This window comes from Eudoraea sp. (assembly GCF_049665975.1).
Taxonomy (GTDB): domain Bacteria; phylum Bacteroidota; class Bacteroidia; order Flavobacteriales; family Flavobacteriaceae; genus Eudoraea.
In genome coordinates this window covers 1-13456 of sequence record NZ_JBATGR010000156.1, presented here as the reverse complement: position 1 = coordinate 13456, position 13456 = coordinate 1, and the positions used below count along the sequence as shown (strand labels likewise).

Annotated in this window: 13 protein-coding genes and 1 pseudogene; 12 read left to right on the top strand and 2 right to left on the bottom strand. The window is 36.4% G+C overall.

The features are described 5' to 3' along the window. Positions 1–221 (bottom strand): RNA polymerase sigma factor (locus WBN20_RS05905; protein WP_424281054.1); only part of this gene is annotated, 221 nt, incomplete at its 3' end. A gap of 217 nt (positions 222–438) precedes the next feature. Here WBN20_RS05905 and lon point away from each other — a divergent pair. Together lon and cmk are read left to right on the top strand one after the other, a co-directional pair. Next, positions 439–2889 carry an endopeptidase La gene (gene lon / locus WBN20_RS05900; RefSeq protein WP_424281055.1) on the top strand — a complete coding sequence of 817 codons (2451 nt, stop codon included), beginning with the start codon at positions 439–441 and terminating at the stop codon, positions 2887–2889. 99 nt (positions 2890–2988) lie between these two features. Then, on the top strand, positions 2989–3693 hold the full coding sequence (gene cmk / locus WBN20_RS05895; protein WP_424271486.1) for a (d)CMP kinase: 705 nt from the start codon (positions 2989–2991) through the stop codon (positions 3691–3693). A gap of 30 nt (positions 3694–3723) precedes the next feature. Here the strand turns inward: cmk and WBN20_RS05890 are convergent, their stop codons facing one another. After that, entirely contained in the window at positions 3724–4104 is a 381-nt protein-coding gene (locus tag WBN20_RS05890; RefSeq protein ID WP_424271487.1) for a LysM peptidoglycan-binding domain-containing protein, read from the bottom strand. Positions 4105–4364: 260 nt separating this feature from the next. Here WBN20_RS05890 and rpsA point away from each other — a divergent pair, with 260 nt between their 5' ends. From rpsA to WBN20_RS05840, 10 genes and pseudogenes are all read left to right on the top strand, one after another. After that, positions 4365–6200 carry a 30S ribosomal protein S1 gene (gene rpsA / locus WBN20_RS05885; protein ID WP_424274191.1) on the top strand — a complete coding sequence of 612 codons (1836 nt, stop codon included), beginning with the start codon at positions 4365–4367 and terminating at the stop codon, positions 6198–6200. A gap of 184 nt (positions 6201–6384) precedes the next feature. Further along, positions 6385–6924, top strand: coding sequence for a bifunctional pyr operon transcriptional regulator/uracil phosphoribosyltransferase PyrR (pyrR, locus tag WBN20_RS05880; protein ID WP_297707044.1), 540 nt, complete (start codon positions 6385–6387; stop codon positions 6922–6924). Between the two features lie 7 nt (positions 6925–6931). Next, positions 6932–7858: an aspartate carbamoyltransferase catalytic subunit gene (locus WBN20_RS05875; protein ID WP_424281053.1), complete on the top strand. Its 927-nt coding sequence runs from the start codon at positions 6932–6934 to the stop codon at positions 7856–7858. Between the two features lie 6 nt (positions 7859–7864). Further along, entirely contained in the window at positions 7865–8197 is a 333-nt protein-coding gene (locus WBN20_RS05870) for a ribonuclease Z (RefSeq protein ID WP_424281052.1), read from the top strand. Between the two features lie 3 nt (positions 8198–8200). Continuing rightward, positions 8201–8680: a DUF3291 domain-containing protein gene (locus WBN20_RS05865; protein ID WP_424272980.1), complete on the top strand. Its 480-nt coding sequence runs from the start codon at positions 8201–8203 to the stop codon at positions 8678–8680. After that, a complete protein-coding gene (locus WBN20_RS05860) occupies positions 8677–9582 on the top strand; it encodes a ribonuclease Z (protein ID WP_424281051.1) in 906 nt (301 codons plus the stop codon). The genes WBN20_RS05865 and WBN20_RS05860 overlap by 4 nt, the downstream gene beginning before the upstream one ends. Before the next feature lie 154 nt (positions 9583–9736). Next, the gene (gene pdxH / locus WBN20_RS05855; RefSeq protein ID WP_424281050.1) at positions 9737–10384 is read left to right on the top strand and encodes a pyridoxamine 5'-phosphate oxidase; all 648 of its coding nucleotides are present in this window, start codon (positions 9737–9739) and stop codon (positions 10382–10384) included. Between the two features lie 13 nt (positions 10385–10397). After that, positions 10398–10883 (top strand): SixA phosphatase family protein, encoded by a 486-nt coding sequence (locus tag WBN20_RS05850; protein ID WP_424274194.1) that lies wholly within the window; start codon positions 10398–10400, stop codon positions 10881–10883. Beyond that, positions 10883–12982 carry a polyphosphate kinase 1 gene (gene ppk1, locus WBN20_RS05845; protein WP_424281049.1) on the top strand — a complete coding sequence of 700 codons (2100 nt, stop codon included), beginning with the start codon at positions 10883–10885 and terminating at the stop codon, positions 12980–12982. Before WBN20_RS05850 ends, ppk1 begins: the two co-directional genes overlap by 1 nt. Beyond that, positions 12979–13456, top strand: a pseudogene (locus WBN20_RS05840) (exopolyphosphatase); the annotation flags it as partial. The gene ppk1 and the pseudogene WBN20_RS05840, both read left to right, overlap by 4 nt.

The window sequence follows — 13456 nt, the reverse complement described above, 5'->3', positions numbered from 1 at the left end:
GCACCGAAAGTAACATCGCCTTTAAACGTATGCAGTTTCGTGAAAGCACTTAAAAACGATTCCTGCATAACATCTTCAGCTTCTGCACTGTCTTTTACTATCCTAAATGCCGTATTAAACATGGCTTTGTAATAGCGATTGTAAATTTCCACTTGTGCACTTTGTCTACCTTCCAGACACAATTGTAACAAGGCTTCAGTATGTACTTTATTTTGGCTCAAAAAGTAAATGCTTTATATAAAAGATCTAATAATTTAAGGAATGTTACACTTTTTTTGGAAAAATATCTATTTGTTGGCACAAGAATTGTCCTAAAGAAGTAGAAAAGCGTGTATTTTAGGTCGTTTCCGCCTAAAGGCGTATCAATTGATAGAGTATACGTGGAACATAATAATAGAAAGTCTGTCCTAAAATGACAGAATGACCGAATATAATGATATGGGATATTCCAATTATTCAAAATTTGACAATATGACGTTACAAGGAATTGATGAAGATTCTGAATTAATACCATTATTAACTCCTGAGGATGAAGAGGAAATGAATAATGAAAGCTTACCTGAGGTTTTACCTATTTTACCTCTTCGAAATACCGTATTATTCCCCGGTGTAGTAATACCAATTACGGCCGGAAGAGATACCTCAATAAATTTGATTAAGGACGCTAATAAAGGATCGAAGGTTATAGGAGTTGTTTCTCAAAAGGATGAGGAGACTGAAAACCCCGCGATTAAGGATATTAATTCTCTAGGTACTGTAGCCAGAATTTTAAGGGTATTAAAAATGCCCGATGGTAATACGACGGTAATAATACAGGGTAAAAAGCGATTTGAGATAACGGAGGTCCTCACGGAGAACCCTTATATGACAGCTACAATTCGAGAAGCAGATGAGGTTAGACCCGAGCCCGGTGATCAGGAATTTCTGGCTATCATTGATTCGATAAAGGAACTGGCATTAAAAATCATCAAAAATAATCCTAACATCCCTAGTGAAGCTTCCTTTGCGATAAAGAATATAGAAAGTAATTCTTTCCTGATAAACTTTGTTTCTTCCAATCTTAATCTTGATGTAAAAGATAAACAAGCCTTGCTAGAGATTCCTAATCTGCAGGACAGGGCACTTGCCGCATTAAAATATATGAATGTGGAGCTTCAAAAATTAAAACTTCAGAAAGATATTCAATCCAGGGTTCGCAGTGATATGGACCAGCAGCAGCGTGAGTATTTTTTACATCAGCAGATGAAGACTATTCAGGAAGAACTTGGTGGCGTTTCTTATGATGAGGAAATTGATGAAATGCAGGTCAAATCCAAGAGTAAAAAATGGGATAAAAAAGTGGCCGAACATTTTGAAAAGGAATTGGCCAAAATGCAACGCATGAATCCGCAGGTGGCGGAGTATTCTATTCAAAGGAATTATTTGGATTTATTCCTGGATTTACCATGGAATGCATATTCTAAGGATAAATTTGATCTTAAGCGGGCTCAGAAAATTTTAGACAGGGATCATTATGGACTAGAGGACGTAAAACAAAGAATAATTGAATATTTGGCGGTGCTTAAGCTTAGAAATGATATGAAATCTCCAATTCTTTGTCTTTATGGACCTCCCGGGGTTGGCAAGACTTCCCTGGGGAAATCAGTGGCTGAAGCATTAGGCAGGGAATATGTACGTATGTCATTAGGTGGTTTGCGAGACGAAGCTGAAATTAGAGGTCATCGTAAGACTTATATAGGAGCCATGCCCGGCAGGATTTTACAAAGTATTAAAAAGGCAGGGACTTCCAACCCGGTCTTTATTTTAGATGAAATAGATAAATTAGGAGCTAGTCATCAGGGAGATCCGTCTTCTGCAATGTTAGAGGTTTTAGATCCTGAGCAAAACAGTGAATTCCACGATAATTTCCTTGAACTTGGATATGACCTTTCTAAGGTTATGTTTATTGCAACAGCTAATAATCTATCTACTATTCAGCCTGCCCTGCGCGATAGAATGGAGATAATAAATGTTACCGGCTATACCATTGAAGAAAAAGTGGAAATTGCCAAACGGCATTTGCTACCCAAACAACTTAAAGAGCATGGACTCTCATCGAAACATTTGAAAATTGGGAAACGTCAGCTGGAAAAAATTGTTGAAGGATACACCCGTGAATCCGGTGTTCGTGGTCTGGAAAAACAAATAGCGAAAATGGTCCGGTATGCGGCCAAATCAATTGCTATTGAAGAGTCATATACCGTGAAAATTAGTAATGTTGATGTTGAGAAAGTATTGGGTCCGCCGAGGATGGAACGCGATAAATACGAAAATAATGACATAGCAGGAGTTGTTACCGGATTGGCCTGGACGAGTGTAGGGGGTGATATTCTTTTTATAGAATCTATTTTGTCTAAAGGAAAGGGTACGCTTAATATAACAGGGAACTTAGGTAAAGTAATGAAGGAATCTGCCACCATTGCAATGGAGTATATAAAATCTAATGCTGAAAGTTTTGGCATAAACCCTGAAGTTTTTGAAAAGTATAATGTTCATATTCACGTGCCGGAAGGAGCAACACCCAAAGATGGCCCAAGTGCGGGCATTACCATGCTCACTTCATTAGTTTCTTTATTTGCCCAGAAAAAGGTCAAAAAAAGCCTGGCTATGACAGGTGAGATAACCTTGAGAGGTAAAGTTTTACCTGTAGGTGGTATAAAAGAAAAAATACTTGCAGCTAAAAGAGCCAGGATAAAGGAGATAATACTGTCAGAAGAGAACAGAAAGGATATTCTTGAAATAAAAGAAGAATACTTAAAAGGTCTAACTTTTCATTATGTAACAGATATGAGCGAGGTAATAGATGAGGCCATTACGGACCAAAAAGTAAAAAACGCCAAGAAACTATAACTAATATTCGTGACACTAAATTGCCCTTTTATGCTTAAACCAAGTAAAGAGGGCCTTTTTTAGTTTTGGGTTTTATTCATTTCTCGCTACTTTTATCGTATGGGAAAGATTACAATTGCAATTGACGGTTATTCGTCAACAGGGAAAAGTACTATTGCTAAAGAACTGGCTAAGGTTTTAAATTATATTTATGTAGATACAGGAGCTATGTACAGGGCAATTACCCTATTTGCTTTGGAAAATAAATGTATAGAGAATGCAAATATTGACCATAATAAACTTATTGACCTCCTTCCAGAAGCGAAACTAAAATTTCAATTTAACAGGGAATTGGGCTATTCTGAAATGTTTCTCAACGGGAAAAATGTGGAGCGGGAAATTAGAGGTATGCCCATTTCTAAAGAGGTGAGCAAAATTTCAGTAATCCCGGAGGTAAGAGAAAAATTGGTAAGTATGCAGCGTAAAATGGGAAAGAAAAAAGGCATAGTTATGGATGGCAGGGATATCGGAACTGTAGTTTTTCCCGATGCAGAATTTAAAATATTTATGACCGCTTCTCCTGATATAAGGGCATCCAGGCGTTATAAAGAATTGATTTCAAGAGGAGAAAAGGTAACTTACGAAGAGGTACTTAAAAATGTTCGCGAGCGCGATTATATAGATTCAAACAGGTTATCCTCACCTCTGTTGAAAGCAAATGATGCCATTGAATTTGACAATAGCGACATGGGCTTAAAAGAACAGTTTGAACGAATCCACTATTACGCGCTGCAGGTCATTGAAAAACAAAAAAAGAACGCTTAAAAAGCGTTCTTTTTTATATAAACTAGGATACTAGTTATTAGGGATTATCAATACCTGATCTGGATGAATAATATCCGGGTTTTTCAGAATATTTGTATTCGCACTAAAAATCTGTTTGTATTTCATTGGGTCTCCATAATAGTGCTTTGCAATTTTACTTAAAGACTCCCCACTTTTCACAACATGACGATGATACACAGAGCTATCTCCTACAGAGATATTAGCCTTTAAGTCTGTTGGATGTTCACCGCCAATTTCTTTTATTTTATCCCAAATTAGATCTTTTTCATATTGGGTATTGGCCTCTCCTTTGATCTTTAATACGCCTTCTGCTTCAACTACATTGCCATCTTTTATTCCCAATTGTTCGCCTAAATTGAGGACTGCCTGATATTTCGCTTTAACACTCATTTTGTTTATTTTAATTTTTATAATTTGTGACACCCAAGTTACAAAATACCCTCGGGTTTCACCAATAAATATGTAAATCTATACGCTTATTTTAATCCTTCTCTCACACTACTTTGTAAAACAACATTTTAATTGTACTTTTGCACTCCTTTTTTACAAATAATCAGGAGAAAAGAAAGGACTAAAAAAAATCAAATAACAGCTTCTGTAGGAATTGTTTAACTCCTGAAAGTACTACGGAATACAAATTTAATCAGCACATGGCTGAAGAAAAAGCAATAACAGAGGTAGTAGAGACTACTGAAGTAAAAGAAGAACAAAAAGCGGAGACTCCAAAACAGGATCCTAAAGAGTTTTTGGAGAATTTCAATTGGGAGAAATACGAAGAAGGAATAGAGCGTGTTGAAGATTCCAAGCTGGAAGAATTTGAAAAATTAGTTACAGAAAATTTTGTGGATACAGCCGATGAAGAGGTTGTAACAGGTGTGGTTACTCATTTAACCGACCGTGAAGCCATTATCGACATTAATGCCAAGTCTGAGGGTGTTATCTCGCTCAATGAATTCCGATATAATCCAGATCTTAAGATTGGTGATAAAGTTGAGGTTCTTATTGATGTCCGTGAAGATAAAAGCGGACAACTGGTATTATCGCACAGAAAGGCCAGAACTATTATGGCCTGGGATAGGGTTAATGCTGCACATGATAAAGAAGAAGTGGTAACCGGGTTTGTAAAATGCAGAACAAAGGGAGGAATGATTGTGGATGTTTTTGGAATTGAAGCATTCTTACCTGGCTCGCAGATTGATGTTAAACCTATTCGGGATTACGATCAGTATGTTGGCAAGACTATGGAATTCAAAGTTGTAAAGATCAACCATGAGTTCAAGAACGTTGTAGTTTCACATAAAGCATTGATTGAGGCAGATATTGAAGAGCAGAAGAAAGAGATTATCAGTCAGCTCGAAAAAGGCCAGGTACTCGAAGGTATAGTCAAGAACATTACTTCCTATGGTGTATTTATTGACCTTGGTGGCGTTGATGGTTTAGTACATATCACCGATCTATCATGGAGTAGAATTAATCATCCTAACGAAGTTGTGGAATTAGATCAGAAACTCAATGTTGTTATTCTTGATTTCGATGATAATAAGTCCAGAATTCAATTAGGTCTTAAACAATTGGAAAAACATCCTTGGGATGCCCTGGGAGATGAAATAAAAATTGGTGATAAAGTAAAAGGCAAAGTAGTTGTAATTGCAGATTATGGTGCCTTTTTGGAAGTTGCAGAAGGAGTGGAAGGATTGATTCATGTTTCCGAAATGTCTTGGTCAACTCATTTGAGATCAGCACAGGATTTTGTAAAGGTTGGCGATGAACTCGAAGCAGTTGTTTTAACCCTTGACAGAGAAGATCGTAAAATGTCATTGGGAATTAAGCAATTAACACCAGATCCATGGACCGATATAACATCTAAATATCCTGTTGGCTCCAAACATGAAGGAATTGTTAGAAACTTTACCAATTTCGGTGTTTTCGTTGAACTGGAAGAGGGTATAGATGGATTAATATATATCTCAGATCTTTCCTGGACCAAGAAAATAAAACATCCGTCAGAATTTGTAACAGTTGGTGATACTCTAGAAGTTGAAGTATTAGAGCTTGACGTAGAAGGTCGTAAATTAAGTTTAGGCCATAAACAAACTACAGATAATCCCTGGGATAAATATGAAAAGGAATTTGCCCTGGGAACTGTTCATAAAGCTTCAATCTCTGAAATAGTAGATAAAGGTTCCGTTATAGATTTTAATGAGGATATAACTGCTTTTGTACCCCAACGCCATATGGAAAAAGAAGATGGCAAGAAATTGACTAAAGGTGAAGAGGCTGAATTTAAGATTATTGAATTCAACAAAGAATTCAAACGTGTTGTAGCAAGTCATACCTCTATTTTTAGAGAAGAGGAACAACGCAATGTAAAAGCGGCTAAGAAGAAAGCAGCTGCTTCAGCAGAAGAGGCTAAACCAACTTTGGGTGATGCCAATGTGCAATTACAAGCGTTGAAAGACAAGATGGAAGCCGATAAGAAAAAATAGGTTTCTAAAATATCTGCATCACTAGTAGTAAAGAAAAAGTCCTGATATATTTGTCAGGACTTTTTTGTTTATTGGGTATTTCCATTCTACAGAAGAAGAAAGACCTATACAATATTTCAATCCATCATCTATATTAAAGAGAAATCCCTACTTTTGTATTCGAAAAGAGTATGTTATCTAGCGCATGAGTCAAAAAGTATTGCTTTCTTCTAAAGAGATTAACATTATACTGCACCGCCTGGCTTGTCAACTTTTAGAACATCATTTAGATTTTACGGAGACCGCATTGATTGGAATACAACCACGTGGAATATTTCTTGCGCAAAGGCTTTCCAAAATTCTTAAAGAGGATTACGGAGTTAAACAAATAAATCTGGGGCTCCTTGATATTACTTTCTATCGGGATGATTTTAGAAGAGGTGAAAAAACCCTGGAAGCCAGCAGTACTAAAATTGATTTTTTGGTGGAAGGCAAAAAAGTTGTTCTGATAGATGATGTGCTTTATACAGGTCGCAGCATTCGTGCTGCCTTAACGGCTATCCAATCTTTTGGAAGACCTAAGGAAATAGAATTGTTAACCCTTATTGACCGTCGTTTTAGCAGGCATTTGCCTATTCAACCTAACTACCGGGGCAGACAAGTAGATGCTATAAATGAAGAGAAGGTAAAGGTCATGTGGAAAGAAAACGATGGAAAGGATATTATTTATTTGGTAAGTAAATAGGGAACATATGAGCGAATTGAGTGTTAGACACTTATTGGGTATTAAATATCTCAAAGAAGAGGATATTCAACTCATTTTTGAAACCGCTGATCACTTCAAGGAGGTTATTAACCGATCAATTAAAAAAGTCCCTTCTCTGCGCGATATTACTATTGCAAATATTTTCTTCGAAAGCAGTACTAGAACCAAACTGTCTTTTGAGCTGGCCGAAAAGCGATTATCTGCCGATGTAATTAATTTTTCCTCAGCACAGTCATCTGTAAAGAAAGGAGAAACACTTATTGATACGGTTAACAATATCCTATCTATGAAAGTAGATATGGTGGTAATGCGCCATCCCAGTCCCGGAGCGGGCATTTTTCTTTCACAACATGTGGATGCAGCTATTGTTAATGCAGGTGATGGAGCACATGAACATCCTACCCAGGCCCTTTTGGATTCTTATTCTATTCGTGAAAAATTGGGTGTTGTCACTGGAAAAAATGTGGTTATTGTAGGCGATATTCTTCACTCCAGAGTAGCCTTATCAAATATTTTTGCCCTAAAGTTACAGGGTGCAAATGTGAAGGTGTGTGGCCCCAGAACCTTGATTCCAAAATATATAGAATCTTTGGGGATCGAAGTAGAGTCCAATCTTATAAAGGCATTAAATTGGTGCGATGTGGCCAATATGTTGCGAATTCAGAATGAACGTTTAGATATAAGTTATTTTCCAACAACAAGGGAATATACGCAACAATACGGAGTCAATAAAGCAATTCTGGATGGCCTGGATAAAGAAATTGTAATTATGCACCCGGGGCCAATAAACCGAGGTGTTGAGATAACCAGTGATGTGGCCGATTCCAAACAATCCATAATTCTAAACCAGGTGGAAAATGGAGTAGCTATTCGTATGGCGGTAATATATTTATTGGCATCGAAAATTAAATAGTGAATTATGATTTTTGATAAACAAGGTAATACTACAATCGTTTACCAGGAAAATATTTCCTTGAAAAAATTCATGGAGAACCTAAACAGATCTTATCGGAATATTAAAAATGACCATTTAATTATTAACTTGTTTTCGTTCTCTAAAATTTCTTCAAATGATGTTCTGGAGTTTCTTCAGCTATCAAATAAGCACAGGGCTGCTAAGAAATCTTTTGTGTTGGTCACGAATAAAGTGGAATATGATCAGGTACCAGATGAAATTAGTCTGGTCCCAACAATCCAGGAAGCAAAGGATATTATTGAAATGGAAGAAATAGAACGAGACCTTGACCTTTAATTAATGAATTATAAGCTTGCACAAATTAATATTGCCCGCATGTTGGCCCCGCTGGACAGTGCAGTTATGTCAGATTTTGTTAATAACCTGGATCGAATTAATGAATTGGCGGAAACAAGTGAGGGCTTTATCTGGCGGTTTACAGAGGACAATAACGAATCGGCTATTAAGATTTTTCATGACGCTAATATTGTTATTAACATGTCTGTATGGCAATCAACAAAAGCACTTTTTAATTTTACTTATAGGTCTGAACACAAAAATATATTCAAAAGGAAAAAGGAATGGTTCTCAAGTATGAAAGAAATGCATATGGCCTGCTGGTATGTGCCATTTGGTAAATATCCTACTCCCCAGCAGGGGAAAGAGCGACTTGTATATCTTGATACGTATGGGGAAAGTCCCTATGCCTTTACATTAAAGAGCAATTTTACACCAAAACAGGCCAGCATGTATAAATTGGAAACCAGGAAACAAAAATGAAGCTGCATATTCTGGGTTGCTACGCAGCTACTCCTAGAGCATTGACTAACCCAACGTCTCAGGTATTAGAAATAAGGAACCACCTTTTTCTAATAGATTGCGGTGAAGGAACACAGGTACAGCTGCGAAAGAATAAGATAAAATTCTCAAGGATTGAGCATATTTTTATTTCACATTTACACGGGGATCATTTTTTTGGATTACCGGGACTTATTTCTACATTTAGACTATTGGGTAGAGAAAAGGATCTGCATATATATGGTCCCGAAGGAATTCAGCAGGTCATTACCTTAATTCTTAGGCTTGGCAATTCCTGGACCAATTATAAGCTTATATTTCACGAACTAACGTCCAAAAAATCTAAAATTATTTTTGAAGATACCAAGGTAAGGGTAAAAACAATTCCTTTGGATCATAGAATATATACTAACGGTTTTTTATTTAGCGAACTGCCGGGCGAGCGCAAATTGAATGTGTTGGCAACAGCAAAATATAAAATTGACAAAGCCTATTTTCGGACCATAAAACAGGGTAAGGATATAAAACAAAATGATGGTTCAGTTATAGCAAATTCAGAACTCAGCCTGGATCCCATTCCGCCCAAACATTATGCTTATTGCAGTGATACAGGGTTTAATAGAAAACTAATACCGCTTTTAAAGGATGTCAACCTGCTATATCATGAAGCCACTTTTTTAGAAAGCGAAGCGCATTTGGCTAAAAAGACAAAGCACACTACGGCTATGCAGGCGGCAACAATTGCAAAAGAAGCCAATGTATTAAGATTAATCCTGGGACATTTTTCAACAAGGTATAAATCTATATTACCTTTCAAAGAGGAGGCTATTACGGTTTTTAATAATGTTGATTTGGCTGATGATGGCAAGACTTTTGAAATTTGATATTAGGTACTTATAGAAAATACAGGTCATACTTCTGTTTATATTGACGGGCTATTAATTAATACTTAATCCATATGTTATAAAAATTCAATAACACTTCACTTTTATACATCTTTTCCCCAACTTTGTAGTATTAATGTTCGTCTTCTAAAAAATGTATAGAGATTTAGGGAATCATCGGAAATCATACAATAAAAGCGACCTTACTGAGCAGGCTATATCGGACAATCCTATGGAGCTTTTTCAGAAATGGTATTACGAAGTTGAAGCTGCTGACGGCTTGGATGAAACGAACGCAATGTCGGTTTCGACATTGGGACTGGATGGATTTCCAAAGAGCAGAATGGTCCTCCTAAAAAAATATACATTTGAGGGTTTTATTTTTTATTCTAATTACCAAAGTGAAAAAGGCAAAGCGATCGAGGTAAATCCAAGAGTTTGCCTGTCATTTTTTTGGCCCAATTTGGAACGCCAGATTATTATTAAAGGAAAGGCTGAGAAGATAGCCGAAAATCTTTCCGATGGTTATTTTGAGTCCAGACCGGAAGGCAGTAAACTAGGAGCAATTGTATCTGATCAAAGTAGTGTAATTGAGTCGAGAGAAGTCCTGGAGATTGAATTAAAGAAATTAGAAAAAAAATATAAAGGCAAAGAAATTGAACGTCCGGATTATTGGGGCGGTTATCTTGTTAAGCCTGTTTCCATAGAATTTTGGCAGGGAAGGGATAATAGGTTACACGATAGAATCCGGTATACACTTCAAGCAGATTATGATTGGAAAATAGAGCGACTGGCTCCATAAAACTATTTAAATTATGAAAACAGTTATTTTTGTCAGGCATGGGAAATCATCCTGGGAATATCGCGTAAGCGACCAGGACAGGCCCTTACAAGAGAGGGGAATTAATGACGCCCATTTGGTTAGTGCTGAATTCAAAAGACTATCAAAAGATATAGATTCAGCATATTCCAGCCCCGCAAGCAGGGCGCTTCATACCTGTATGATATTCTTAAGGACTTTTAACTATCCTTTGGAAAAATTAAAAATTTCTGATCAACTATATGACTTTTCCGGGGAGTCGGTAATGTCCTTTGTAAAACAACTGGATGATAACCTCAATAAAGTGGTAATTTTTGGCCATAACTATGCCCTGACCAATATTGTAAATCAGTGGGGGAACAAGGCTATGGACAATGTACCAACTTCCGCTTTGGTGCAAATAAGTTTTGATGTCTCTAGTTGGAATATGATTAAAAATGGTACTACTGAACATATCCTTATTCCAAAACGACTTAAATAATGATTAAAACTAAAAATCAGTACATCAACAGGGAGATAAGCTGGTTGATGTTTAATGATCGTGTGTTGCAGGAAAGTGCAGATAAAAATGTTCCGTTAATAGAACGACTTCGATTTTTAGGTATTTTTTCAAATAATTTGGATGAATTTTTTAAAGTAAGGTACGCTACTATTAAAAGAATTGTTCTGGCTGGTAAGAAAGGTAAAAGTGCCTTAGGAGGTGAAAAAGCAAAGGATTTGTTAGCAGAAATCACCAAAATTGTAATAGATCAGCAAAGTAAAAGCCTGGAAATTCATGGGGATATTGAGCAAGAATTAGAAGCGGAAGGAATTTTTCTTATCAATGAAACTGAGGTATCTGAAAGTCAGGCTGAATTCGTTAAAAACTATTTCATAGAAAAGCTTAGTCCACAGTTAATGACTATAGTTCTAAATGATCTTAACCAATTTCCTCTTCTAAAGGATACTGAAGCTTATCTGGCTATTAAAATGGTTCTTAAGGATACCAAAAAAGACCAAAAAAACAATGAGATAAAGGAGAACCGATATGCACTTATAGAAATTCCAAAAGGCATAGACCGCTTTGTTGTATTGCCAAAGGAAGGAGATAAAAATTACATCATTATACTTGATGACCTGATCCGGTTTTGTCTGGCCAGGATATTTCCTATGTTTGATTATGAAGCTATTTCTGCACACATGATTAAAATTACCAGAGATGCCGAATTGGACATAGACAATGATTTGAGCAAAACATTTATAGAAAAAATATCTTCAAGTGTTCAGGGAAGAAAAATTAGTGATCCGGTTCGTTTTGTATATGATAAGAGTATAGCCAGGGATACCCTGGAATTTCTAAAAGGGAAAATGGGTATTGAGGATACAGATAGTGTGATTCCGGGAGGGCGCTATCATAACAGAAGGGATTATATGGACTTCCCAAGTTTAGGAAGACAAGATCTTATGTACGATAAGATCACACCACTACCGGTTAAAGACTTAAGTCTGGAAGGAAGCTTATTGGAACGAATTGCGGAAAAGGATTACCTGATGTATGCACCATACCATACCTTTTCATATATTATAAAATTTCTTAGGGAAGCCGCTCTGGATCCAAAAGTAAAAAGTATAAAGATCACTGTATACCGGCTTGCAAAGAATTCTCAAGTAGCGGCATCCTTAATAAATGCAGTGAAAAATGGTAAAAAAGTTACCATGCAGATAGAATTAAGGGCTCGTTTTGACGAGCAGGCCAATATCGATTATGCGGAAGAATTACAGGCTGAAGGGGTAAAACTGGTCTTTGGAGTCCCGGGTCTGAAAGTACATAGTAAAATTTGCGTAATTGAAAGGGAAGAAGGCGATTTAATTAAGCGATATGGATTTATTAGTACCGGAAATTTTAATGAATCAACTGCCAAAATATATACAGACTACACCCTGTTTACAGCTAACGCAGCGATCTTAAAAGAAATCAAAATTGTCTTCGATTTTTTTGAAACTACCTATAAAATATATAAATACAAACATCTGATCGTTTCCCCTCATTATACTAAAAGTTTGTTTAAGAAATTTATAGACAATGAAATACAGTCTGCAAAACTCGGCAGAGAGGCCTATATTAAAATAAAGATGAACAGTTTCACCTCCTATGAAATGGTAGATAAATTATATGAGGCGAGTAGGGCTGGTGTTAAAATACAGCTCATTATAAGGGGTGTTTGTTGTCTTATTCCGGGGATTGAGGGTATGAGTGAAAATATTGAAGCAATTAGTATTGTTGATAAATTTTTAGAGCATCCTCGTGTTTTTATTTTTGGTAATAACGGCAACCCTAAAATCTATATTTCATCTGCAGATTGGATGACACGTAATTTGGATAATAGGGTGGAGGTTGGTTGTCCAATTTATGATGAAGACATAAAACAGGAATTAATAGAGACCTTTGAAATCTCCTGGAGTGACAATGTTAAAGCAAGAATATTTAATGGGGAACAGAATAATGTTTATAAGAAAAATGGGCAACCTAAATTGCGCTCTCAATTCGCTATTTATGATTACTACCTTCGCAAAATAAATTCTAAAAACCTAAAAGATTGAATATCCGAAAATTTGCCGCAATAGACGTTGGTTCCAATGCTATTAGGTTGTTGGTCCATAATGTTATTGAGGAAATGGATAAGGAAACGAGATTTAGGAAAAATGTACTTATCAGGGTTCCTGTACGTCTTGGAGAAGATTCTTTCACCAAAGGCGCAATATCTGAATTCAATACTGAAAGAATTGTAAAAACCATGAAATCTTTTAGCCTTTTAATGGAGGTTATTGGTGTGGAAAAGTATAAGGCATGTGCAACATCGGCAATGCGAGAGGCACGTAATGGAAATAAAGTTATTGCCAGGATCTTAAAAGAATCAGGTATTGCCATTGAATTAATTAATGGTAAAGAAGAGGCCTCAATAATTGCATCTACGGATCTAAAAAAACTTATTCAAACGGATCAATCATATCTCTATATAGATGTAGGCGGGGGTAGCACAGAATTCACTTTATTTACTAAAGGGAGCATTAAAG